At 64.0% G+C, this 24,766-nt stretch carries 23 protein-coding genes; 17 read left to right on the forward strand and 6 right to left on the reverse strand.

Translation table 11 applies throughout. The annotated features are described in order from the left end of the window. Window positions 1-42: 42 nt before the first annotated feature. The 3 genes from flhF to BLV45_RS17305 are packed head-to-tail and all read left to right on the forward strand — an operon-like array spanning window position 43 to window position 3,715. On the forward strand, window positions 43-2,091 hold the full coding sequence (gene flhF, locus BLV45_RS17295; protein ID WP_143130440.1) for a flagellar biosynthesis protein FlhF: 2,049 nt from the start codon (window positions 43-45) through the stop codon (window positions 2,089-2,091). Then, entirely contained in the window at window positions 2,084-2,950 is an 867-nt protein-coding gene (locus BLV45_RS17300) for a MinD/ParA family ATP-binding protein (protein WP_090535165.1), read from the forward strand. Before flhF ends, BLV45_RS17300 begins: the two co-directional genes overlap by 8 nt. A gap of 30 nt (window positions 2,951-2,980) precedes the next feature. Continuing rightward, window positions 2,981-3,715, forward strand: a complete 735-nt coding sequence (locus BLV45_RS17305) for an RNA polymerase sigma factor FliA (RefSeq protein ID WP_090535305.1) — start codon at window positions 2,981-2,983, stop codon at window positions 3,713-3,715. A gap of 126 nt (window positions 3,716-3,841) precedes the next feature. Here the strand turns inward: BLV45_RS17305 and BLV45_RS17310 are convergent, their stop codons facing one another. The 3 genes from BLV45_RS17310 to flgA form a co-directional block, all read right to left on the reverse strand. Then, the gene (locus BLV45_RS17310) at window positions 3,842-4,291 is read right to left on the reverse strand and encodes a flagella synthesis protein FlgN (RefSeq protein WP_090535166.1); all 450 of its coding nucleotides are present in this window, start codon (window positions 4,289-4,291) and stop codon (window positions 3,842-3,844) included. 95 nt (window positions 4,292-4,386) lie between these two features. Beyond that, complete coding sequence (flgM, locus tag BLV45_RS17315) at window positions 4,387-4,749, reverse strand: flagellar biosynthesis anti-sigma factor FlgM (protein ID WP_090535167.1); 363 nt, start codon at window positions 4,747-4,749, stop codon at window positions 4,387-4,389. 154 nt (window positions 4,750-4,903) lie between these two features. After that, on the reverse strand, window positions 4,904-6,259 hold the full coding sequence (gene flgA / locus BLV45_RS17320; protein WP_090535168.1) for a flagellar basal body P-ring formation chaperone FlgA: 1,356 nt from the start codon (window positions 6,257-6,259) through the stop codon (window positions 4,904-4,906). 237 nt (window positions 6,260-6,496) lie between these two features. Between flgA and flgB the strand changes: the two genes are divergently transcribed. The 12 genes from flgB to flgL all read left to right on the forward strand — a co-directional run bounded on the left by flgB (window position 6,497) and on the right by flgL (window position 18,748). Continuing rightward, window positions 6,497-6,988 carry a flagellar basal body rod protein FlgB gene (gene flgB, locus BLV45_RS17325; protein WP_090535169.1) on the forward strand — a complete coding sequence of 164 codons (492 nt, stop codon included), beginning with the start codon at window positions 6,497-6,499 and terminating at the stop codon, window positions 6,986-6,988. Window positions 6,989-7,097: 109 nt separating this feature from the next. Next, window positions 7,098-7,526, forward strand: coding sequence for a flagellar basal body rod protein FlgC (flgC, locus tag BLV45_RS17330; protein WP_090535170.1), 429 nt, complete (start codon window positions 7,098-7,100; stop codon window positions 7,524-7,526). Between the two features lie 11 nt (window positions 7,527-7,537). Beyond that, complete coding sequence (locus tag BLV45_RS17335) at window positions 7,538-8,248, forward strand: flagellar hook assembly protein FlgD (protein ID WP_090535171.1); 711 nt, start codon at window positions 7,538-7,540, stop codon at window positions 8,246-8,248. A gap of 33 nt (window positions 8,249-8,281) precedes the next feature. After that, window positions 8,282-9,790 (forward strand): flagellar hook protein FlgE, encoded by a 1,509-nt coding sequence (locus BLV45_RS17340; RefSeq protein WP_090535172.1) that lies wholly within the window; start codon window positions 8,282-8,284, stop codon window positions 9,788-9,790. A 23-nt stretch (window positions 9,791-9,813) separates the two neighbouring features. Next, the gene (gene flgF, locus BLV45_RS17345; RefSeq protein ID WP_090535173.1) at window positions 9,814-10,572 is read left to right on the forward strand and encodes a flagellar basal-body rod protein FlgF; all 759 of its coding nucleotides are present in this window, start codon (window positions 9,814-9,816) and stop codon (window positions 10,570-10,572) included. A 41-nt stretch (window positions 10,573-10,613) separates the two neighbouring features. Then, window positions 10,614-11,402: a flagellar basal-body rod protein FlgG gene (gene flgG, locus BLV45_RS17350; RefSeq protein WP_090535174.1), complete on the forward strand. Its 789-nt coding sequence runs from the start codon at window positions 10,614-10,616 to the stop codon at window positions 11,400-11,402. 53 nt (window positions 11,403-11,455) lie between these two features. After that, entirely contained in the window at window positions 11,456-12,166 is a 711-nt protein-coding gene (gene flgH, locus BLV45_RS17355; protein WP_090535175.1) for a flagellar basal body L-ring protein FlgH, read from the forward strand. Continuing rightward, window positions 12,163-13,389 carry a flagellar basal body P-ring protein FlgI gene (locus tag BLV45_RS17360; RefSeq protein ID WP_407671036.1) on the forward strand — a complete coding sequence of 409 codons (1,227 nt, stop codon included), beginning with the start codon at window positions 12,163-12,165 and terminating at the stop codon, window positions 13,387-13,389. Before flgH ends, BLV45_RS17360 begins: the two co-directional genes overlap by 4 nt. Before the next feature lie 9 nt (window positions 13,390-13,398). Continuing rightward, window positions 13,399-14,328 carry a flagellar assembly peptidoglycan hydrolase FlgJ gene (gene flgJ, locus BLV45_RS17365; protein WP_090535176.1) on the forward strand — a complete coding sequence of 310 codons (930 nt, stop codon included), beginning with the start codon at window positions 13,399-13,401 and terminating at the stop codon, window positions 14,326-14,328. A 271-nt stretch (window positions 14,329-14,599) separates the two neighbouring features. Continuing rightward, window positions 14,600-15,361 (forward strand): flagellar brake protein, encoded by a 762-nt coding sequence (locus tag BLV45_RS17370; RefSeq protein ID WP_090535177.1) that lies wholly within the window; start codon window positions 14,600-14,602, stop codon window positions 15,359-15,361. 160 nt (window positions 15,362-15,521) lie between these two features. After that, window positions 15,522-17,519, forward strand: coding sequence for a flagellar hook-associated protein FlgK (gene flgK / locus BLV45_RS17375; protein ID WP_090535178.1), 1,998 nt, complete (start codon window positions 15,522-15,524; stop codon window positions 17,517-17,519). A gap of 14 nt (window positions 17,520-17,533) precedes the next feature. Next, complete coding sequence (gene flgL / locus BLV45_RS17380; RefSeq protein WP_090535179.1) at window positions 17,534-18,748, forward strand: flagellar hook-associated protein FlgL; 1,215 nt, start codon at window positions 17,534-17,536, stop codon at window positions 18,746-18,748. Between the two features lie 104 nt (window positions 18,749-18,852). Here flgL and BLV45_RS17385 read toward each other — a convergent pair whose 3' ends face one another. Further along, window positions 18,853-19,527 (reverse strand): DUF1120 domain-containing protein, encoded by a 675-nt coding sequence (locus BLV45_RS17385; RefSeq protein ID WP_176954189.1) that lies wholly within the window; start codon window positions 19,525-19,527, stop codon window positions 18,853-18,855. A gap of 169 nt (window positions 19,528-19,696) precedes the next feature. On the opposite strand from BLV45_RS17385, the gene BLV45_RS27160 reads away from it, so the two are divergent. Continuing rightward, window positions 19,697-20,113: a hypothetical protein gene (locus tag BLV45_RS27160; RefSeq protein ID WP_176954190.1), complete on the forward strand. Its 417-nt coding sequence runs from the start codon at window positions 19,697-19,699 to the stop codon at window positions 20,111-20,113. Between the two features lie 124 nt (window positions 20,114-20,237). On the opposite strand, the gene BLV45_RS17390 is transcribed toward BLV45_RS27160, so the two are convergent. Together BLV45_RS17390 and BLV45_RS17395 are read right to left on the reverse strand one after the other, a co-directional pair. Continuing rightward, window positions 20,238-20,900, reverse strand: coding sequence for a DUF1120 domain-containing protein (locus BLV45_RS17390; RefSeq protein ID WP_090535181.1), 663 nt, complete (start codon window positions 20,898-20,900; stop codon window positions 20,238-20,240). A gap of 365 nt (window positions 20,901-21,265) precedes the next feature. Further along, window positions 21,266-21,937 (reverse strand): DUF1120 domain-containing protein, encoded by a 672-nt coding sequence (locus tag BLV45_RS17395; RefSeq protein ID WP_176954191.1) that lies wholly within the window; start codon window positions 21,935-21,937, stop codon window positions 21,266-21,268. Window positions 21,938-22,230: 293 nt separating this feature from the next. Between BLV45_RS17395 and BLV45_RS17400 the strand changes: the two genes are divergently transcribed. After that, window positions 22,231-24,720 (forward strand): autotransporter outer membrane beta-barrel domain-containing protein, encoded by a 2,490-nt coding sequence (locus BLV45_RS17400; RefSeq protein ID WP_090535183.1) that lies wholly within the window; start codon window positions 22,231-22,233, stop codon window positions 24,718-24,720. The last annotated feature ends 46 nt before the right edge of the window (window positions 24,721-24,766 follow it).

A 24,766-nucleotide genomic window follows, 5' to 3' on the forward strand; every position in this document is an offset into this window, starting at 1 on the left:
AGCGGTATGTCGCCGGTCCGTGACGCTCATCGGGAGTCAAGCTTGAACATTCGTAAATTTGTCGGCGCAACGAGTCGTGACGCGCTGCGTCTCGTTCGTGAAGCACTGGGCTCCGATGCAGTCGTCCTGTCGAATCGCACGATCGAAGACGGCACGGTCGAAATCGTCGCGCTCGCCGACAGCGATCTCGCCGCGATTTCTCCCGCGCAGCGAGCCGCCGTTGGCTTCGGTTCCGGTGCGTCGTCCGGCGCCGGCAATAGTGGTAACGGCAACTTCGGCCACGGACTGAATGGCGGCGCGGAACATTCTGGCGCGAACACCGGTTCCGGCACGGCCGGCAACGCCACGATGAGCACCGGCTTCGGCGGTGCGCCGGCTTCGCGTCCGGCGGCGATGCCGTCGATGTACGCGAATCCGTACGCGAGCGACATGCCGGACGTGTTCTCCTCGGTGTTCGGCGCGAGTCCGGAAGCCGGTGCAGGCGTGGAGCGCGCGGCTGCGCCGGTCAGCGAAACCGGATCGAACGACAGCAGCACGATGACAGGCCACGCGGGGGACGCCACGTCCAGCGCGCGCACGACCGATGACGCCCGTGTCGAGATCCGTTCCGAAGCGCGACACGACAACCGTCTGGATGCGCGCGCCGACAGCCGCGCTCCAGGACGCCCGGAAAGCCGCATCGACGCACGTGCCGAGATGCCCACGCCGCCGTCCGTCATGACGCCGCTGCCGGCAATCGCCGAGACGCCGGGGCGTCAACGCACGATGGTCGAAACGAACCCCTGGCTGATCGATCACGCGCGCCGCATCGCGGCGACGGATGTCGCGCACACCGCGAAGCCGGTGCTGACGCCGGCTGCCGCGATGGCGCGCGGCCTCGGCGCACCGGTCGACATGCTGGCTGCAATCGACGATCCGGCCACGCCCGACTGGGCGCGCGAAGCCGCCGAACTCGCGGCACGCCGCGCCGCGCGCCACGCCGTGCCGGCCCAGGCCGACGTGAAGACCAGCGCGAAGGCCGGTGCGAAGGCCGGTGCGAATCCGCTCGCCGGCCTGCCACCGGGCGCGGCGGCTGCCGTGACCGACGGCATCAAGGCGCGCATGGAGCAGATCGTCAACGAAACGGTGATGAACGAACTCGCGTCGATCCGCGGCATGATGGAAGAGCAGTTCACCGGCCTGCTGTGGGCCGACCGTCAGCGCCGCAGCCCGACGCACGCCGCGCTGACGCGGCATCTGTTCGCCGCCGGCTTCTCGGCGCAGCTCGTGAAGATGGTGGTCGAGAACCTGCCGGCGGTCGACAGCATGGACGCCGGCATGGAATGGGTGCATTCGGTGCTCGGCGCGAACCTGCCGGTGATCGAAAACGAAGACGCGCTGATGGAGCGCGGCGGCGTGTTCGCGCTGATGGGCCCGACGGGCGTCGGCAAGACGACCACGACGGCGAAGCTCGCGGCGCGTTGCGTGATGCGCTTCGGCGCGAGCAAGGTGGCGCTGCTGACGACCGACAGCTACCGGATCGGCGGCCACGAACAGCTGCGCATTTTCGGCAAGATCCTCGGCGTCTCGGTGCATGCGGTGAAGGACGGCGCGGACCTGCAACTCGCGCTCAACGAACTGCGCAACAAGCACATCGTGCTGATCGACACGATCGGCATGAGCCAGCGCGACCGGTCGGTATCGGACCAGATCGCGATGCTGTGCGGCACGGGCCAGCCGGTGCAACGTTTGCTGTTGCTGAACGCGACGAGCCACGGCGACACGCTCAACGAAGTGGTGCAGGCCTACCAGCAGTCGCCGGATAACCAGGCGCTCGCCGGCTGCATCCTCACGAAGCTTGATGAAGCGACGAATCTTGGCAGCGTGCTCGACACGGTGATCCGCTACAAGCTGCCGGTGCACTACGTGTCGACCGGGCAGAAGGTGCCGGAGAACCTCTACGTCGCGACGAAGAAATTCCTGATCAAAAGCGCGTTCTGCATTCCGCGCGACGGTTCCCCGTTCGTGCCGCAGGACGACGATGTCCCCGCGCTGCTCTCGGCACTGTCGGCGCGTTCGACGGCCGACCTGCACGAGGTTCGCTTTGGATAAGTTCGTGCTCGACCAGGCGGAAGGCTTGCGCCGTCTGCTCAACCGGTCCGCGCGGGTCGTCGCGGTGACGGGCGGCTCGCCCGGTGTCGGTTGCACGACCGCGGTGGTGAATCTCGCGGCCGCGCTCGCGGAACTCGGCCGCGACGTACTGGTGATCGACGAGCGGTTTGGCAAGAACTCGGTGAACGGCATGCTCGGCGGCGTGCGCGGCGCGGGCAACTTCACGGCGGTCGTGCGCGGCGAGATGACGCTCGCGCAGGCCGTCGGCCGCCACGAGCTGGGCTTTGGCGTGCTCGTCGCCTCGCGCGGCAACCGCGAAGGCTGCACACCGGAACAGCTGGCGCTGCTGCTCACCGGACCGGCCGACGTCGTGCTGATCGACGCGGAACTCGACCGCGACGGCGCGCTGTCGCCGCTCGCGATGCAGGCCAACGACGTCCTGATTGTCACGCGCATCGACGCGCAGGCGATCACCGACGCGTACGCGTGCATGAAGCGTCTGCATTTCGCGCACGCGATCCCGCAGTTCCGGGTGCTGGTGAATCGCGTCCAGAGCGCGGCGGACGCGCACAGCACGTTCGACAATCTGGCGGGCGTCGCCGGGCGGTATCTGACCGTCGCGCTGGAAAACGCAGGGTGCGTGACGGCCGACCCGCGCATGACGCGGGCCGTGGAGCTGTCGCGCTGCGTCGTCGATGCGTTTCCGTCGACGCCCGCTGCGCGCGACTTCCGGAAGGTCGCGGGAGAACTGCAGTACTGGCCGATGCGGCCAGCGATGTCGTCGCGGATGCCCGGGGTGGCTTCCGCGACAGTAACAGCGGCGAAACACGCCGACCAACCGTCTGCGCAGCACGCCTGACGGGCGAAGCGCGGAGACAAGGGGAGCATGATGTACAACGCTCAGGGAAAGATCTCCCAGGCCGACGTCCTGGCAAAATACGCACCGCTGGTGCGGCGCCTCGGCCTGCAGCTCGTCGCCAAGATGCCGGCGAGCGTGGATCTCGACGACCTGATTCAGGCCGGCATGATCGGCCTGCTGGATGCGGCGAGCCGGTACAAGGAAGATCAGGGCGCGCAGTTCGAAACCTACGCCAGCCAGCGGATTCGCGGCGCGATGCTCGACGAGCTGCGCAGCAACGACTGGCTGCCGCGCAGCCTGCGCCGCACGTCGCGCGAGGTGGAAACGGCCGTGCATAAAGTGGAGCAGCATCTGGGCCGCTCGGCGAGCGAAACCGAGATCGCCGATCACCTCAAGATGCCGCTCGACGAATATCAGGCGATGCTGCAGGACCTGCACGGCAGCCAGCTGATCTATTACGAAGACTTCGACCGCTCCGCCGACGACGAGCCGTTTCTCGACCGTTACTGTGTCGACCATTCGGACCCGCTGTCGGCGCTGCTCGACGACAGCCTGCGCTCGGCGCTGGTCGAAGCGATCGACCGTCTGCCGGAACGCGAAAAGCTGCTGATGTCGCTGTACTACGAGCGCGGGCTGAACCTGCGGGAAATCGGTGCGGTGATGGAAGTCAGCGAATCGCGGGTGTGCCAGCTGCACAGCCAGGCGGTTGCGCGACTGCGCACGCGGCTGCGGGAAATGGCGTGGGCTGGAGCTGAGGCGGGTTGATATCGGCGGGCATGGCGATATCGGTACCCATCGCAAGATGAAACGCGGCGCTCAAGGCGCCGCGTTGTTTTTTCTGCGTGAGATTCAGGAAGCGATACGGACCGCGTGGCTTGCCTGAAGCCGGTTTTAAAGCCCGCTGTTCACCGGAATCCGTCCGTCCGGGCCATAGAACCCGACGCGTTCGGTGGTGACGGCGACGTTGAGCGCTTCGAGCGCGCGCTGGTTGTAATCCATCCGCGTGCGGATCAGCGAGCCGTTCAGGGTGTTCGAGCGGCGCGCGCGTTCCGCGGCCTTTTGCAGCAGCGACCATTGCGCGGCCAGCCGCGCATCGCTGTCCGCGGCCAGTTCCATCCCCTGCCAGCCGGCCGGATAGCCGAGCTCGGCCAGTTGCGCGTCGCGCAATTGTTCCAGCGTGGAGAGCTTGCCGACCAGTTCGGTTTTCTTTTCGACGATCGGCGGGAGCGTTTCGAGGGGCTCAACCGCCGTGAGTGCCTTTTCTTCCAGGGCGAGAACCGAGGCAAAGGCTTCGACGGTCGAATATTCGTCGATGACAGTAGAAAGCAGGGCGTCGTTCATCACAACTCGCTAGACACGCTGGTCCGTGCGTTGCACGCGGACCCAGTTTGACAAATGCCGCCCGGCACGAGGCGCACCCTGCACGGGTGCGTCGATCAGTTGCCGGTCGACGGACTCTTCTGTTGCAACAGGCTGCGCGCCGTTTCCAGCACGCCATCGGCAATCTTGCCGGTATCGATCTTCAGCGACCCGTCCTTGATCCCCTGACGGATCGACTCGATGTTCGCCGTGTCGATGTCAGCCGAGCCAGAGGCCGCAAGGCTGTGCAGATGCGCGGCCAGTCCCGACAGGCTGACGCTCGCGTCGCCCGACGCGCTACCCGCGGCGCTGCCTGCCGCCGACGCAGCCGTTGCGCCCGCGCCCGCGTTTGCCGGAGCGGCGTCACCGCCTTGCTGCGTACGCTGCGCGGCGTCTTTCAACGTCGACAGACCTGAACTAGATGTGGAATCGACTTTCACGATTGGCTTCCTGAACGATTTGAGTCTAATAACGGCATTCACGAATCGAAACTTTAGCTCAATCGATACCGCCCGCTTCCGGTCTTCTTCCTGTCTGCACGGCACGCGCGGCGCGCCGGTGCCGCGCCATCTCGCCCCATCCCGCCCCAAAAAACTAGAGCTGGATCTCGACGGTTCCCCCGTTTTTCACGATTCCCTGGATCACCTGGCCACTGGACGTCTTCACCCGCACCGGCTGGCCGGGCGCCGCGTTGTTCATTGCGCTGCCTTCGGCCGAAATCGCAAAACCCTGACCTTGCGCGACCACTTTCACGGTCTGGCCGATCGTCACCGACGACGCGCTCTTCAGCATGTCCAGACGCAGCGGCAGGCCGGCGGACACGCGCATCGTGGTGGCCGAGCCGACCGCCTGCGACGGATCGGTCACGACCGCCTGCGGCAGCATCGTCAGATCGCCTTCACGGGCGACGAGGTCGGCGGCGGAAAGCGTCTCGCCGGGATTCATCGGGCGCGAGGCCACGTAATAGGTGCCATGCACGGTGATGCGCGCCTGCATGTACATCGTCCACGGACGTGCGCCGGCACAGCGCACGCCGACGGTCGTGCGGCCCCAGAGGCGCGTGCCGGTCGGCATGAACGGTTCGAGCGTCGTGCAGGCGGCGAGCCCGCGCGGGAACACCGGCGCGATCGTGATCTCGACCTTGCCCGGCAGGCCGACGACCTGCTGCTGGAGGAATGCGAGCGCGGCGCGGCGGACCACTTCGCCGTCCTGCTGGCCGGCGGGAACGGGCGGCGCGGCTTGTGCGGCCTGACTGGCTTGCACGGGCTGAACGACCTGCGGCGCGGCGGCCTGTGTCTTCGGTTGCGAAGCGGGTACGCCGCGCGCCGCTGTGTAAGCGCCCACGGCACGCGTCGCGTTGCCAGTGCCTGCGCCTAGTTGAGGCGGCTCGCCGCGCGATGCGAGCGTATCGAATCCAGCGGCGGCATTGCCGGCGGGCGGGTTCACCGTGACGGGTTGTGCCGGCGCGGCCATGCGCACGGCGGCCGGTTGCGCGGGCGTAACGACAACCGGCATCACTTCGCGCGTGGCGGGCTGCATGCTGACGCGCATCATGCCTTGCGCCGGCGTGGCAGCGGGCGCTTCGCCCGCGCCCGGAATGACGATCGCGCCATCCGCATGGGCTGCGCTGGCGAACCGGTCGGTGTTGTTGCCATCGTTCGATGATGCGAGGCCAGCCGGCGTCCGGGTTGCACCCATCGCCGCGCGCTGCGCCGCTGCCGTGGGCACCGGCGCATCCATGCGTTCGGCCATTGCCGCGAGCGCGCCCGGATTCGTCTCGGCGGGGCCCGCGATCACGATCGGGCCGCCGGCGTCCTCCGCGGATGCGGACGAAGGCAACGCCACGCCGGCAGCACCAACGGCGAGCACGAGCCACGCCGCCAGCGTCCGCGCGGTACGCGCACCGGCGCGGCGCGCGGTGTGCGGGAGAACGGAAGCGGGCAGGGACATGGTGTTTCTCCATCGGAATGCATTGGTACGAATCGCATTCTAGAGAGCGGCCCTCTCAGGCAAACGTTGAATAGAGGCCCCCTTCCCCGGTTATTCGTCCGATTGCCACCTGGCGCCGGCCCCTAAGATGCATCACATGCAAAAAGGCCTTCATGGTCGCCATCATCGTTCGCCGCGCCTCGCGCAACGCGCACATCGGCCGATCAGGAAGCCCCGGACCGTCATGGGGAAAGATCAATGCTGGACAAACTCGATGCCGAATTCGCTTTTGGCCGTCAGGCGCTCGACGTGCGCGCCTACCGTCAGGAGCTGCTGTCTTCCAATATCGCCAACTCCGACACGCCCGGCTACAAGGCGCGCGATATCGATTTTTCGTCGGCGCTTGCCGGCGCGCTGAAAAAGAGCGGCGGCACCGCCCAGGGCGCGTCGAACAGCTCGACGCTCGCGATGGCGCAACCCGCCGGCGTGACGAGCGGCATGTCGATGGTGTCGACGCAGCCAGGACATCTGCCGGGCAAGCAGACCCTTCAGGCCACGGGTGGTCCGACCGACGACTTCGGCACGGTCGGGTACCGCATTCCGGCGCAACCGTCGCTCGATGGCAACACCGTCGATCTCGACACGGAACGCGTGAACTTCGCCGACAACTCGCTGCATTTCGAGTCGGGCATGACAGTGTTGTCGCAACAGATCAAGACCATGCTCTCGGCGATCACGTCGGGCACGTAAGCAGGCGCGCAGGAACATCACGCATTACCGCATCTGATTCGGGTACCGCCAGAAACCACACGCTACGGGATTAATAGCCGGGCACACCGGCAAGAGAGGTCGAGAAGCCATGCCTTCCCTGATGAATATTTTCAATGTCGCCGGTTCGGCGATGTCCGCCCAGTCGCAGCGGCTCAACGTCACGGCGTCGAATCTCGCGAACGCGGACAGCACCACCGGTCCCGACGGCCAGCCGTACAAGGCCAAGCAGGTCGTGTTCGGCGTCAGCCCGATCGCGGGCGGTGCACGCACGCGCTCCGGCCAGCAGATCGGCGGCGTCCAGGTGACGGGCGTCATCGACGACCCGACGCCGATGAAAACGTCGTACGAACCGGGCAACCCGGCCGCGAACGCCGATGGCTACGTCACGTTGCCGAACGTCGATCCGGTGCAGGAAATGGTCAACATGATTTCGGCCTCGCGCTCGTATCAGGCCAACGTTGAAACCCTGAATACCGCGAAACAGCTGATGCTGAAAACGCTAACGATCGGAACCTGAGGAGCATTTCCTTGACGACCAACACCACAATCGGCAACAACGGCGCGACCGTGTCGCAGACGTTGCTGGACACGATGAACGGCACGAACAGTTCGTCTTCCAGTTCGTCCTCGAGCGCGACGAGCGGCTCGGACCTGCAGAACACGTTCCTGCAGCTGCTCATCGCGCAGATGAAGAACCAGGATCCGACGAATCCGATGGACAGCTCGCAGATGACTTCGCAGCTGGCCCAGATCAACACCGTGACGGGTATCAGCCAGCTGAACACGTCGCTCACGTCGCTCTCGACGCAACTGACCGCGGGCCAGCAGACGCAGGCCGCGAACCTGATCGGCTCGACGGTGCTCGCCCCGGGCAACACGTTCCAGGTGGCAAGCGGCAAGGCGACCGGCTTCGGCGTCACGCTCGCGAACGACGCGTCCGACCTGCAGATCGTCATCAAGAACTCGGCTGGCACGATCGTCAACACGCTCGACCTCGGCAAGCAGTCGGCGGGCACGGTGCCGGTGGGCTGGACGCCAATCGACAAGTCGGGCAACGCACTGCCGGACGGCACCTACACGATTTCCGCGACCGGCACGGTCGGCGGCAAGGCCGCGACGGCGACGACGCTGTCCGCCGGCACGGTTCAGGGCGTGATCAAACAGAAGGACGGCACGGCGGGTCTCGTGCTGTCGACAGGCAGCACGGTCGGACTGACCACCATTGCGGCCATCATCTAACTGCATCCAGATACTTCAGATACGGAGACCGTCATGGGTTACCAGCAAGGTTTGAGTGGTTTGGCTGGCGCGTCGAGCGACCTCGACGTGATCGGCAACAACATCGCCAACGCGAACACGGTGGGTTTCAAGCAGGGCTCGGCGCAGTTCGCCGACATGTACGCGAATTCGGTGGCCACCGCGGTGAACACGCAGATCGGTATCGGTTCGCGTCTCGCGTCGGTGCAGCAACAGTTTTCGCAGGGCACGATCAACACGACGAACCAGGCGCTCGACGTCGCCATCAACGGCAACGGCTTCTTCCAGATGTCGAACAACGGCTCGCTGACGTATTCGCGTAACGGCGTGTTCCAGCTCGACAAGAACGGCTTCATCATCAACGCCGACGGCCTGGAGCTGATGGGCTACGCGGCCAACGCGAACGGCATCATCAACTCGGCGAACACGGTGCCGCTGAAGGTGCCGACCGCGAACATCCCGCCGACGACGACCACCACCATCACGGCCGGCCTCAATCTGAACGCGCAGGATCCGCTGGTTCTGGGTACGCCGACGACGACACCCGGGGGCACCAATACGGCCGGTTTGACTGGCACCGCGGCGATCACCAGCAACGTGGCCGGCACGAATGCGAATACCTATCTGGTCACGTTCACCGGCCCGACGACGTATACCGTATCCGTCAATGGTGGCCCGGCGTCCGCCCCTGCAACCTACACGACGGGCACGGCGATCACGCTCGGCACCGGTGAAACGCTCACGCTTGCGGGCGCCACGCCGGCAAACGGCGACACCTTTACCGTGAAACCGACCCAGGTGCCGTTCAACCAGACCGACAACACGACCTACAGCTATCCGACTTCGGTGCCGGTGTACGACTCGCTCGGCGGCGCGCAGCAGGTCGACATGTACTTCGTGAAGACGGCCGCGGGCTCGTGGGACGTGTACGCGGGTGTCTCGACCGGCACGGCGTCGAAGATCGGCACGGCGAAGTTCGACACCTCGGGCAACCTGGTGAGCACCACCGACAATGCGGGCAACCCCACCGCCACGCCGCTGGCATTCAATTTCTCGATCCCGACCACCGACGGTTCGGCCACGCCGCAAAGCCTGCAACTGCGCATCGGCGGCACGACGCAGTTCGGCAGCAAGGACGGCACGAACTCGCTCGACCAGAACGGTTTCGCCGCCGGCACGCTGACGAATTTCACGATCGGCCAGGACGGCACGCTGACGGGTAACTACTCGAACGGCCAGACGGCAGCGCTCGGCCAGATCGTGCTCGCGAACTTCGCGAACCAGAACGGTCTCGTCGATCTCGGCAACAACCAGTACGGTGCAACGGCCGCCTCGGGCGTCGCGCAGATCTCGGTGCCGGGCAGCACGAACCACGGCACGCTGCAGGGCGGCGCGGTGGAAAACTCGAACGTCGACCTGACGAGCGAGCTGGTGAACCTGATCACGGCGCAGCGCAACTACCAGGCGAACGCGCAGACGATCAAGACCCAGCAGGCCGTCGATAACACGTTGATCAACCTGTAAGCGCAGCACGCACCGATACCATCATGGACCGGCTCATATACACCGCGATGTCGGGCGCCACGCAGGCGCTCGAACAGCAGGCACTGGTCGCGAACAACCTCGCGAACACCTCGACAACGGGTTTTCGCGCGCAGCTCGCGACTTTCCGGGCCGTGCCGATGGCGTTCGGCGACGGCAGCACCATCAACAACGACACGACGCGCACCTTCGTGCTGTCGTCGACGCCGGGCGCGGATTTCACGCCCGGCCCGATCCAGCAGACCGGCAACCCGCTCGACGTCGCCATTCAGGGCCCGGGCTGGCTGTCGGTGCTGACGCCCGACGGCAACGAAGCGTACACGCGCGCGGGCAACCTGCACGTCGACGAGAACGGCCAGATCGTCACCGCGACCAACCTGCCGGTGGTCGGCAACGGCGGCCCGCTGTCGGTGCCGCCGGGTTCGGAAGTGACCATCGGCAAGGACGGCACGGTTTCCGCGCTGATCCCGGGCGATCCGCCGACGTCGATCGCGCTCGTCGACCAGCTGAAGCTCGTGAACCCGGATCCGGGCACGCTGACGCGCGGCGACGACGGCCTCTTTCACACCAGCGACGGCAATCCCGCCGACGCCGATCCGAACGTCGTGGTCGCGGCAGGCTCGCTCGAAGGCAGCAACGTGAACCCGGTTGCGGCGATGGTCTCGATGATCACCAACGCGCGTCAGTTCCAGATGCAGACGAAGATGATCGAGTCCGCCGACCAGAATGAACAGTCGGCCAACAAGCTGCTCGACTTCAGTTAATACGGACTGCAGGCACGCCTGCGCTCAGGAGAAGAATCACCGTGAACCGCTCACTCTATATCGCCGCAACCGGCATGAATGCGCAGCAGGCGCAGATGGACGTCATCTCGAACAATCTCGCGAACGTCAGCACGAACGGCTTCAAGGGCTCGCGCGCGGTGTTCGAGGATCTGCTGTATCAGACCACCCGCCAGCCGGGCGCGAACTCCACGCAGCAGACCGAACTGCCGTCCGGCCTTCAGGTCGGCACGGGCGTGCAGCAGGTCGCAACCGAGCGCCTGTACACGCAGGGCAACCTGCAGCAGACCGGCAACTCGAAGGACGTCGCGATCAACGGCGCGGGCTTCTTCCAGGTCCTGATGCCGGACGGCTCGAACGCCTACACGCGTGACGGCTCGTTCCAGACCAACTCGCAGGGCCAGCTCGTGACGTCGAGCGGCTATCAGGTCATTCCGGCCATCACGATTCCGCAGAACGCCACCTCGCTCACGATCGGCAGCGACGGCGTGGTGTCGATCACGCAGGCGGGGTCGAGCACGAGCACGCAGATCGGCTCGATGCAGATCGCCACCTTCATCAACCCGACCGGCCTCGACGCGAAGGGTGAAAACCTGTTCGCCGAAACGTCGTCGTCGGGCGCGCCGATCGTCTCGCAACCGGGCCTGAACGGCTCGGGCTCGCTCAATCAGGGCTATGTGGAAGCGTCGAACGTGAACGTCGTGCAGGAACTGGTCAACATGATCCAGACCCAGCGCGCGTATGAAATCAACAGCAAGGCCGTGACGACCTCCGACCAGATGCTGCAAACCCTGAGCCAGATGCCGGTCTGACCGACCGGTAAATGACAGGGTTAACAGAGACGGTAATAGAGACGGTAATCACGATGTCGCACTTCACACGTATCCCGGCAATCACGCGCGGCGCCCGCGCGGCGCGGTTCGTCGCGCTCGCCGGCACGTTCGCCACCGTCCTCGGCGGATGCGCGCTCGTGCCGACGCAGCCGATCACGCAGCAGCCGATGACGGCCGCCCCGCCGCTGCCGCCCTCGCAGCAGTCGCCCGGCTCGATTTTCAATCCGGGTTACGCAGGCCGGCCGCTCTTTGAAGACCAGCGGCCGCGCAACGTCGGCGACATCCTGACCATCGTGATCGCGGAAAACATCAACGCGACGAAGTCATCCGGTGCGAATGCGAACCGCGACGGCACGACCAAGTTCGGCGTGCCGACCGCGGGGTTCCTCGGCGGCCTGTTCGGCAAGGTGAACCTCGACGCGAGCGGTGACAATACGTTCAAGGCGGCAGGCGGCGCGAACGCGTCGAACACGTTCAACGGCACGATCACGGTGACCGTGACCGGCGTGGAGCCGAACGGCAACCTGATCGTGAGCGGCGAAAAGCAGATGCTGATCAACCAGGGTAACGAGTTCGTGCGCTTTTCGGGTGTCGTCAATCCGAACACGATCTCCGGCCTGAATTCCGTGTACTCGACCCAGGTTGCCGACGCGAAGATCGAATATTCCGCGAAGGGCTATATCAACGAGGCCGAGACCATGGGCTGGCTGCAACGCTTCTTCCTTAACCTGTCGCCGTGGTGATCATGAGCTCCGCACTTTTCCGCCGCGTGGGCCCTGCGCGCACTTCCGGCACATCAGGCACCTCGCGTCTGCGCAGCGCGTGCCGCGCGCTCGCGCTCTTCGTGCTGGCATGCGTGGCGCTGCCGCTCAGCACGTCCGTCGCGCATGCGGAGCGCCTGAAAGACCTCGTGTCGATCCAGGGCGTGCGCGACAACCCGCTGATCGGCTATGGCCTGGTCGTCGGCCTCGACGGCACGGGCGACCAGACGACGCAAACACCGTTCACGACGCAGACGCTCGCGAACATGCTCGCGAACCTCGGCATCTCGATCAACAACCAGTCCGCCGGATCGAACAACACCGGTACGTCGGCGCTCACCAGCATGCAGCTGAAGAACGTCGCCGCCGTGATGGTGACGGCGACGTTGCCGCCATTCGCGCGGCCCGGCGAAGCGATCGACGTGACGGTGTCGTCGCTCGGTAACGCGAAGAGCCTGCGCGGCGGCACGCTGCTGCTCACGCCGCTGAAGGGCGCGGACGGCCAGGTCTATGCGCTCGCACAGGGCAACATGGCCGTCGGCGGCGCGGGCGCGAGCGCGAACGGCAGCCGGGTGCAGGTCAACCAGCTCGCGGCCGGCCGCATCACGAACGGCGGGATTGTCGAGCGCGCGGTGCAGACCACGATCTCGCAGGCGGGCACGATGCAGCTCGAACTCAACGACATGGATTACGACACGACGCAGCGCATCACCGCCGCCGTGAACAACGCATTCGGCTTCGGCACCGCGGTCGCGCTGGATGGCCGCACGATCCAGCTGCGCGCGCCGACCGATCCCGCGCAGCAGGTGTCGTTCATGGCGCAGTTGCAGAACCTCGATGTGAAACCGGCGCAGGCCGCCGCGAAGGTGATCCTGAACGCGCGCACCGGTTCGATCGTGATGAACCAGATGGTGACGCTGCAAAACTGCGCGGTCGCGCACGGCAATCTTTCGGTGGTCGTCAATACGCAGCCGGTGGTGAGCCAGCCGGGCGCGTTCTCGAACGGCCAGACGGTGGTCGCGCGGCAGTCGCAGATCCAGCTCAAGCAGGATAGCGGCGCGATCAAATACGTCAGCGCGGGCGCGAATCTCGCCGACGTCGTCAAGGCGCTCAACGCACTCGGCGCCACGCCCGCGGATCTGATGTCGATCCTGCAGGCCATGAAGGCGGCCGGATCGTTGCGCGCCGACCTCGAAATCATCTAAGGAACCATGATGAATTCAGATCCCACCAGCGCGGCGAACGACCTGTCGCAACGCTTCGCGCTCGACGTACAGGGTTTCGACGCACTGCGCGCCCAGGCGAAGAACTCGCCGCAGGAAGCGATGAAGTCGGCGGCGAAGCAGTTCGACGCCGTGTTCACGCAGATGATGTTGAAGAGCATGCGCGATGCGACGCCGCACGACGGTCCGTTCGATTCGCACGACACGGCCACGTTCACGTCGATGATGGACCAGCAGCTCGCGCAGCAGATGTCGAACAAGGGCATCGGCGTGGCGGATGCGATGCTCAAGCAGTTGATGCGCAATTCCGGCATGCAGACCGGCGACGCGAACTCGGGCAACAACGCCGCGCTCAACGCGCTCGCGAAGGCGTACGCGAATCCGGCGAACAACGGCGCGCTGCAGTCCGGCCGCGGCTATTCGGCGAACAGCGCGCTGACGCCGCCGATGAAGGGCGACGGCAGCTCGCCGAAAGTCGATGCGTTCGTCGACCGGCTCGCCGCGCCGGCACAGGCGGCGAGCGAAGCGACCGGCATTCCGGCGCGCTTCATCATCGGCCAGGCCGCGCTCGAATCGGGCTGGGGCAAGAGCGAGATCAAGAAGGTGGACGGCTCGACGAGCCACAACGTCTTCGGCATCAAGGCGACGAAGGACTGGACCGGCAAGACGGTGTCCACCGTCACGACGGAATACGTACACGGCAAGCCGCAACGCGTGGTCGAGAAATTCCGGGCTTACGATTCGTATGCAGACGCGATGACCGACTACGCGAGCATGCTGAAGTCGAATCCGCGATATGCGCAGGTGCTCAACAACTCGCACGACGTGAACGGCTTCGCGACCGGCATGCAGCGCGCCGGCTACGCGACCGACCCGCATTACGCGAAAAAGCTCATCTCGATCATGCAGAAAATGGGGTAAAGCGGGCTTGTGGACGAGCGGTGGCGCAGCGCCACATCGCCCCGAACCCGCGCCTCGTGCTGCCATCAATTAAACGTTTGCCGGAAAAATTTAACGACAACCCCCTAAACTTTGGGCTCGTGCTGCCGCTAATCAGTTACATCCGATACCGGAAAGGAGTGAAGATGTTCCGGTTGACCGCGCGTTGACAGGCGACGGACGGCGGCTTGCTTCAAAGGCCGCCCTCCCGGCCTGGTAGACCGCCCGCAAGAACAGGCACACTGGCAAGAACATGGATACCAACCCGTCGAACGGCGACAAGACTCCGGCAGAAGACGCCGAAAGCGGTAATGATTTCGGCCGCCGGAACCCGCTGGAAATCGGCGTCCAGCTGCGCAACCTCGCCAGCCGCGGCGATTTTCTGACCGTGCAGTACAAGGGCGGCCAGCTCGTCACGAAGATCCTCGACGTGGACGTGCGCGCGCGGACTTTCACCTTCGACTGGGGCGGCCTTCCCGAGCAGAACGCGGGTTTGCTTGCCGCGCCGCGCGGCCGCTTTCATGCGTCGCCGGATGGCGTTCGCGTCGAGTTCTCGACCGCCACGCCGCGTGAAACGCAATACGAAGGTCGTCCGGCCTACGTGTCCGAATTCCCTGAAGTGCTGTTCTACGTGCAGCGCCGCGAGTATTTCCGCGTCGATGCGCCCGTGCTCAATCCGTATATCTGCAAGGGCCAGCTCGCGGACGGCAGCGCGTTCCGTTTTGACGTGCATGACCTGTCGCTGGGTGGCGTCGGCATACGCACGAACGACGAGCGCATCGCCGAACTGCCGATGGGCGCGGTGCTCGCCGATTGCGAGCTGATGCTCGGCGCGCTCGGCACGCTGAATCTCGACCTCGAACTGGTTTCACATCGCTCGATGACGCAGCCGAACGGCACGACGCGCTATCAACTGGGTTTCCGTTTCGTCACGCTACCGGGCAGCGCGGAGAACACGCTTCAACGGCTTATCACACAGCTCGAAATGAAGCGGCGCTCGCTGGTGCGCGCCTAAGCGTTACGGCGCCAGCCTGTAGAACCTGAATCAGCCGCGCGGCGCGCGCGAAAATCGCCTCGCGCGACACAATTGGCCCTCAATGTTTTCGCGGAAGGGCCGATATACATGATGTTCGGTCAACTCGGCGGCGCATCAGCGGCGCCTTTCAGGATGACGCATGTCCAGTAACCTTTTCAGCATCGGCCTCAGCGGACTCAACGCAGCCCAATGGGGGTTGACGACGACCGGTCAGAACATCGCGAACCAGGCAACGCCCGGCTATTCGATCGAGCGTCCTGTCTACTCGGAAACGAGCGGGCAGTACACCGGTTCCGGATACCTGCCGCAAGGCGTGTCGACGACGACCGTCCAGCGCCAGTGGAGCCAGTATCTGGCGACCCAGCTGAACACCGCGCAGTCGGGCGCCGGTTCGCTGTCCACGTACTACAGCATGATTTCGCAGCTGAACAACCTGGTCGGCAGCCCGACCTCGGGTATTTCGACGGCGATCACGAGCTACTTCACCGGTTTGCAGAACGTCGCGAACAATGCATCCGACAACGCGATGCGCCAGAGCGCGATGAGCAACGCGCAGGCGCTCGCCGACCAGATCAACGCCGCCGGCCAGCAGTACGACCAGTTGCGCACCAGCGTGAACACGCAACTGACCGATACCGTCGCCCAGGTCAACACGTACACCGCGCAGATCGCGGCGCTGAACGCGCAGATCGCCGCGCAGAGCACCTCGGGGCAGCCGCCTAACCAGTTGATGGACCAGCGCGATCTCGCCGTGTCGAACCTGTCGTCGCTCGTCGGCGTGCAGGTCGTGCAGAACAGCAGCGGTTACAGCGTGTTCATGAGCAACGGCCAGCCGCTCGTGATGAGCGACAAGAGCTTCAATCTTTCGACGCAGACGTCGCCGTCCGATCCGACCGAACTGTCGGTGACGTACGCCGGCCTCGTCGGTGCGAACCCGGCACCGACGCCGCAGGTCCTGCCGGATTCGTCGGACATCGGCGGCCAGCTTGGCGGACTGCTCACGTTTCGCAGCCAGTCGCTCGATCCGGCCGAAGCGCAGCTCGGCGCGATCGCGACGAGCTTCGCCGCGCAGGTGAACGCGCAGAACGCGCTCGGTATCGACCTGTCGGGCAACCAGGGTGGCGCGCTCTTCACGGTCGGCTCGCCGGCCGTCTACGCCAACTCGAAGAACACCAGCACGGCCACGCTGAACGTATCGTTCGCGAACGCCGCGCAGCCGACGACGAGCGACTACACGCTCGCCTTCGACGGCACGAACTACACGCTGACGGATTCCGCGACGGGCACGCTCATCGGCCAGTCGACGAGCCTTCCGTCGACGATCGGCGGCCTGCAGCTTTCGATGACAGGCACGATGAACGCGGGCGACAAGTTCGCCATCGAGCCGACGCGCGGCGCGCTGAACAACTTCGCGCTGACGACTTCCAATGGCTCCGCGATCGCGGCCTCGGCGCCGGTGCTGGCATCCAAGGCGTCGACCAACAGCGGCACCGGCGAGATCACGCAGGGTTCGGTGTCGACGGGCTACACGCTGCCGACGTCGAGCACGACGCTCACGTACAACGCCGGCACGGGCGAGCTGACTGGCTTCCCGGTGGGCTCGGTCGTCACGGTGGGCGGCACGCCGCCTTCGACGGTCACGATCACCACGGCCGGCACGGGCGTGCCGTACAACCCGGCGACGGGCGCGACGCTGACGATCAACGCTGGCGCGGGCGCTCCGCCGGCGGGCGGCTGGATGAACGGCGTGACGGTGAGCCTGAGCGGCGCGCCTTCGAACAACGACACGTTCAAGATCGCGGCGAACACCGGCGGCGGCAACGACGGCCGCAACGCGCAACTGCTGTCCGCGCTCGTCACGGCGAAGCAGCTGAACGGCGGCACGGTGACGTTGACGAACGCGTACGCGAACTACGTCAACAACATCGGTAACCAGACGAACAACGTAGAGGCGTCGAGCAAGGCGCAGGCCTCGCTCGTCACGCAGATCACGACCGCGCAGCAATCGGTTTCGGGTGTGAACATCAACGAGGAAGCCGCGAACCTGCTGCAATACCAGCAGGCGTATCAGGCGAACAGCAAGGTGATCCAGACCGCCAACACGCTGTTCCAGACCATCCTCGGCATCTTTAATTGAGGCGTTGAACGACCATGCGCATTTCCACGACCCAGTATTTCGGCATGAACGTCCAGACGATGGACGATCAGCAAAGCCAGCTCACGCAGCTGTATCAGCAACTGTCGAGCGGCGTGAGCCTTGCGACGCCGTCGGACAACCCGGTGGGCGCGGCGCAGGCCGTGCAGCTGAGCATGCAGGCCGCGACGCTGTCGCAGTTCTCGAGCAACCAGAACGCGGCGCTTTCGTCGTTGCAGTCGGAAGATTCCACGCTCGGCACCGTCAACACGATCCTGACGAACATCAACACGCTGCTCGTGCGCGCCGGCGACGGCTCGCTGAACGACGGCGACCGCAGCGCGCTCGCGACCCAGTTGCAGGGTCTGCGCGGCCAGCTGCTGTCGCAGGCGAATGCCACCGACGGCTCGGGTAACTTCCTGTTCGCGGGTTACCAGACGACGTCGCAGCCGTTCGGCACGAACGCGGCGGGCGGGGTGCAGTACAACGGCGACAGCGGCGTGCAGTACGTGCAGGTGACGGGCACGCGTCAGATCGCAGCCGGCGACAACGGCGCGACAGTGTTCCTCGGCGTTTCGCCGACCGGCACGAACTCGGTTCCGACCGGCGCTGCGACCAACACCGGCTCGGGCACGATCGGTGGGGTGAGCACGACCAATGCGGCCGATCCGACGAACGCGGACAAGTACACGATCAACTTCACGAGCCCGACGACTTACACGGTGACGAACGTCACCGCGGGCACGACGACCGCGGCGCAGACGTTTACCGCGGGCGCGGCGATTACGCTGGGCGGCCAGAATGTGGCGATTTCGGGTGCGCCGGCAACAGGCGATTCGTTCTCGGTGACGCCGGCCACGCAGGCGGGCACGGACGTGTTCGCGAATATCGACGCAGCGGTGGCCGCATTGCAGACGCCGGTCACGCCCGGCGCGGGCACGGCAAACCTGACGAATGCACTCTCGACGGCGATGGGCAAGCTGGCGAACACGTTGAACAACGTGATCACGGTTCAGGCATCGGTGGGTGGACGGGAAAATGAAGTGACGGCGTTGCAGACGGTCACGCAGAGCAACAACCTGCAGACGCAGAGCAATCTGGCGGATTTGACGCAGACGAATCTGACGCAGGTGATCAGCAAGTACACGATGACGCAGTTTTCGCTGCAGGCGGCGCAGCAGGGGTTCTCGATGATCCAGAAGATGTCGCTGTTTAATTACATCGGGAATTGATGTAGCGGTTTGCGCGATATCGCGGTTTGCGTGGTGCGGATGTGAGAACGGCCCGGGTCTGTGAAGACCCGGGCCGTTTTGCTTGATGGTGCGTTACTAACCGATTACAGATAGACCAGCGAGAACGTGGCCAGGCCGTCGATAGGTACTTCCTGATTCAGCGAGGGCATGTCGGACTTTGCATTAAGAGCCAGGTCGACTTCGATCGGCTGCGTGATCGTGCTGAACGCTGCCGGAACTGTCTGGCCGGCGTTCGCCCATCCATGGGTTCGAATACCTGGCTGAATGATGTCGCCATAGGGATGAATTTGAGGAGCCCAAGTGGCGCCACCGTTTTGCGAGTAGATGCCGTCAGCAGCATTCCCGTCAGCGATAATGCCGTCCTTCAATATTTTGACGTTGTAAGCGCCTACCGTTTTGCCGCCTACCAGACCGACGCCGAGGCGTTGGTCGTCGGCGCCCAACAGAACGGTTTTCGCGCTTACGCCGAGCGTTCCGGCGCGGTTATCAAGTGTCGTTAGTCCAACCCGTGCCGGAGCATCGCAGGTCACGGTCAGCGAGGCCGTCCTGGCCGTCAAAAGCGTGCCGGCCGTGTCGCTGAGCGAAGCGACGGGAATACGACCGAAATCGGCTACACCACCGCCGGAGATCGTCGGCGTGCATGACGGCGGCACGATCGTACCGATAATCTTCAAGTCAACAGTATCAGCGGCGAACGCACCAACCGAAGTTGCGGCCAGCAGGGCGGCCAGAAGGGTGTTTTTCGAAACGAGTTTCATGAATGGCTCTTTCAAGGTTGGTGAGAAAAAGAACCCGACTGGTTGGGTGTACGCCGAATCCTTGAACTGAATTCTGCGTGTTCGCCCCGGTTCGTTGAATCGTAGTTTCGTTAAATGCGGCTCCTTGCGGCGATGAATGTCCCCACGCGATGCAAAGCGAGCGGGCATCGTGTCGAAACCAGTCCTGAGGATCGTGAAACCTGGATGCCAGCGATTCGTTCTCGCTGACGCCGGCCACACAGGCGGGCACCGACGTGTTCGCGAATATCGATGCAGCGGTGACGGCATTGCAGACGCCGGTCACTCCGGGCGCGTGCACGGCAAACCTGACGAATGCGCTCTTGACGGCGATGGGCAAACTGGCGAACACGTTGAACAACGTGATCACGGTTCAGGCATCGGTGGGCGGACGGCAAAACGAAGTGACGGCGCGTTGCAGACGCAGAGCAACCTGGCGGATTTGACGCAGACGAATCTGACACAGGTGACCAGCAAGTACACGATGACGCAGTTTTCGCTGCAGGCGGCGCAGCAGGGGTTCTCGATGATCCAGAAGACGTCGCTGTCTAACTACATCGGGAATTGATGTAGCGGTTTTTGTGGTTTAGATGTGAGAACGGCCCGGGTTTGTGAAGACTCGGGCCGCTTTTCATACGTGTCACCGGAGCGACAGCCGGAGAGGGCGTCTCCGGCTCACATGCTACTGCGTATTACAGGTAGACCATCGAGATGGTTGCCAGGCCGTCGAGCGGCACGTCTTGCGTTGCCGGCAGCGCGCTGCGCTTGTTGATGCCGATCACGGCGTTCAGGTTGGTCGTCATCGTCGTGAATGCCTTCGGCACACCGTTCGCGTCCGATGCCGTTGCCAGCTTGTTCGTGTTCAGGTTGCGGTTGGCGTCCGTTGCAACGGCCCAGGTCGTGCCGTTGTCGAGCGAGATTGCGCCGCTGCCAGCGGTGCCGTCCGCGGTCGGGTCGCTGAAGCCAAGCGTGTACGAACCGACGTTAGCCGTGCCAACCGTGCCGAGACCGAACGCGTCAGCGTCCGTCAGGCCTGCGACGAGCGTGCTGGCGATGCCCGGCACGACGCTGCTTGTGCGATCGTCGACGACATGCACTGCCACGCGGGCCGGCTGGTCGCAGGTGATCGTCAGTGCGCTGGAGTGCGTGCCAAGGTTCGTGAAGGCGTTCGCAGCAATGGTACCGCCGCTGATCGTGCCGAGGTCAATGATGCCGCCACCCGAGAGGGTCGGCGTGCAGGATGCCGGGGTGATCGTACCGATCACCTGAAGGTCGACCGACCCGGCAGCGAATGCGCCGACAGAGGCAGCGGACAGCAATGCGGCCAGAAGGGTGTTTTTGGTAATGAATTTCATGAGTAGCTCTTTCAAGGTTGATGAGAAGGAAGAAGCTGACCGTCGCGATCGTGCTGCGTCCTTAATGCAAATTCTCGATGTTTATCCCGTTCCCTTGAATCGTAAAATCGTTAAATGTGCGGTCGCAAGTTCATCTCGCATTCTCATCAGGTTGTTATCTGAGCGATGATCATTCGGGTGAACGTGCATCAATTCACCGGCCACGAGAGAGGCTTTAGAGATAGCAGCGTCTACAAACACGAGTGCGCGGCTTAACGAAACGAAGATTAAGGAGACGGTTTTCCGCAGAATACGACTGCCGTGGGTCAGTAAGCAAAACCCTTCAAATCCTGACGAACCGGCAGTTTTTTCGAAGTAAGCTCGGCTTACAGATAGACCACCGAGAAGGTTGCCATACCGTCAAGCGGGACTTCCTGCTTCAGATCCGGGAGATTGCCAGTTTTGTTCAGGCCGACCTGGACGTCGATTCGCTGCGTCACGCTCGTAATTGCGACAGGTGTACCGCCGTTCGTATTGCTCCAGCTAAGGAGGTTGCCGGCGGTCATCCGGAAATTCTGACCGAGGCTCACCCAGCTAGCACCGTTGTTTGCCGACCTGCTAAAGCCTGTGTATGAACCCGGCATGACATTCGGGGTCTGCAAAAACATTGTGTACGAGCCGATATTTTTCCCACTTACAGATCCGAGACCGAACTGCGCAGGGTCAGTTGTCAAATAACCGTTGATTGTGGACATCAAGCCAGGGACCGTCGTGCCGCTACGATCATCGATGATCTGAAGCGCAACTCGCGTCGGCGCGTCGCACGTGAGGTTCAGGGTAGTGGTTTTTGTTCCCGCATTTTTAAACGCTGTCGCACTAAGTGATGCGGCGGGAATGCGACCGAAATCGACAGTACCGCCACCGCTCAGAGTAGGCGTGCACGACGGCGGCACGATCGTACCGGTGATCTTCAGATCCACCGACTCAACAGCAAAGGCGCCGCACGAAGCAGCGGCCAGCATGCAGGCCAGGAGAGTGTTCTTTGAAACGATTTTCATGATTTGTGTTTTCATGTGAGTTAAGAAAAGAAGAACCCGGTTGTTTCGTGTTCACGCCGTGTCCAGGAGGGAATTCTGAGTCCTGGCGCCGGATTTCTGAATCGCCGTTTCCTGAAATCCACGCTGGCGCAACGATCTGTGGCGCGACCGGATACGCGGCATTGAACTCCGTTCCTTCATCTCCATAAATCGTAAAACTACGATTTATCCAGCTCGTAGTTTTGTCCAGAATCCGCGTTCCGCGCGTGCCTTCCGTCCTGAGCAGGCATCAGCGCTCAACCGGAAGGACTCCCATGTTTTCTCTACCTCTCAGGCGAGCGCCCTTTGCGATCGCCGTCTCGCTGCTGGCTGCCGGTACATCGGCGCAAGCATTTGTACTCGTGCCCAGCGGCACACGTATGGTCACTGCGCAGACCACGCCCGACGACTACGAACTTCAAAACGCGGCGACGCTGCAGATGCAATCTGGCGCGATCTTGAACGGTGTCCGCACGGGCTATACCGGCACCGGCGCACAGGTCCTCATGGACTCGAACACGCAAATTGCCACTCACGGCCTGCTGGTGAACGGCGGCTCGGTCGACGTAGCCGCCGCAACGACACCAGGCGTGCAAACGATCATCCGCAACAACGGTGAGGCCGCCGACCTCGGCGACGCCGTGCGCCTGAAAAACGGCAGCATCGGTACGTTTCGAAACGTGCTGTTCGAAAGCACCGCCGGCACGAGTTACGCCGGGCTGCAAGCCGAAACGAATTCCGCCGTCACGGTCAGCGACGGGACAATCCGCAGCGCCGGCTGGGGCGTGCTCGCCGGGACGGGAGCGACGATCGACCTGCAACGCGTCACCGTCGAAGCAGGCGCGAACACCGGCGCATTTATCAGCGCCGGCGCACAGGTGACGGCAACCGATAGCAGCATCACCGGGCCGAAAGGCGTGGAAGTGCGCCAGCAGAATTCGGCGTTCACCGGCCACAATGTTGCGGTCACAGGTACTGCGGGCGTGGGGGTCAACATGGTGGGCGATGCGTCTCTTGTCCTCGATGGTGGCTCATCGGTTCAGGGCTCGACGCACGGCATCACCGCGGCCCTGATCCCCGGCGCAACGCCGGGCAACAACACGATCAGTCTGACCGACACTTCGGTAACGGGACTCAATGGCTCGGCGATCTTTGCTTCGTCGGCGAGTCACACCGATATCAGCGTTGCGGGCGCCAGCGCGCTGCATGGTTCCGACGGCAACCTCCTGCACGTCGGGCCCGGCAGCACGGCGAACTTCAACGTCTTTGCGTCGAATCTCCAGGGTGACGTCGTCGCCGACGACCGGAATGGCGCTAACGTATCGCTCACCGATCGCGCAACGCTCACAGGCAATCTGGTTCGCGTCGGTGACGTTTCGGTCAGCAACGGTGCCACGTGGGCCCTGCCCCAAAGCAATACGATCGGCAACCTGAGTCTGAGCGGCGGCACGGTTGTCCTCGATAACGGCATTGACAAGACACTCACCGTCGCGGGGAATCTGAGCGGGCAGGGTACGTTCGCGATCCACACGGATCTCGGCGAGGTGCATGGCGATCTGATCGACGTTCAGGGCACCGCGTCAGGCCAGCATCAGCTGCAGGTGCGCAATACCGGGCGCGAACCCGATGCGCCTGGCGGCAAGTTGAAGGTCGTGCAGACCGCAGGCGGGCCGGCCACGTTCTCGCTGCAGGGTGACAAGGTCGACGCAGGGGTCTATGAATACCGTCTCGCGCAGCAGGGAAGCGACTGGTATCTGCAAAACACGCCAGGCGACACGCCGGTTACGCCGGTCGACCCGTCGGGCAACACACCGGATACGCCGTCGTCGAATACACCGGACAACACGCCGGTGATTACGCCATCGACCGCGACGATCCTGGGCCTGTTCACCGCACCCGCCACCGTTGCTTACGAGCAGATGGATGTGCTGCGCACGCGCATGGGCGAACTTCGCCGCCAGGGGCAAGGCAGCGGCGCATGGGCGCGGGGCTATGGTTCGCGCTATCGGGTCTCCAGCGCGGCGGGTCAGCCGTTCACGCAGGACCAGAGCGGCTTTGCGCTGGGTGCCGATCATGAACTCGCTGTTTCCAGCGGCAAGGTGCTGGTCGGCGGCAGCTTCGGATACACGAATGCACATCTGAACTTCATGCCGGGTGCTGACGGCACAGTGGAAAGCCAGACGATCGGCGGCTACGTAACGTGGCTGCGCAACGACGGTTATTACGCTGATGCCGTGTTGCAGGCGAGCCGCTTTGCAAACCGCGGCGACGCCACCATGAGCGACGGCGTTCGAACGCACGGCAATAACCTGAATTACGGTGTTGGCAGTTCGCTGGAACTCGGGCGTCACATTGGCGTTCAGAATAACTGGTTCGTCGAACCGTACGTGCAACTCGCGGGCCTGTTCTCTAGCGGCAGCAGTTTTGCGCTCGACAACGGCATGCAGGCGACGAATGGTCGAAGCGCATCGCTGCAGGGCAAGATCGGCGCGGCGGCGGGCAAGAACATCGAGCTTGGGGACGGCAGCGTGATCCAGCCGTACGCGAAGCTCGCGTTTATCAACGAGTTCGCACACAGCAACCCCGCGTACGTCAACGGCATCGCGTTCTCCAACGATCTGTCCGGCACGCGCGGTGAAATCGCAGTCGGCATGACAGCGCAGATCAAGAAGTCCTTCCACCTTTATGGCGAGTACAGCTATGCGAAGGGCCAGAAAATCGAGAAACCGTGGGCGCTGACGGGTGGCATGCGTTACGTCTGGTAAGAAGCGGAAAAAGAAATGAACGGCCGTCGTGGGAAATCACGACGGC

Source organism: Paraburkholderia sartisoli (assembly GCF_900107685.1).
In the GTDB taxonomy this organism is placed as follows: Bacteria; Pseudomonadota; Gammaproteobacteria; order Burkholderiales; family Burkholderiaceae; genus Paraburkholderia; species Paraburkholderia sartisoli.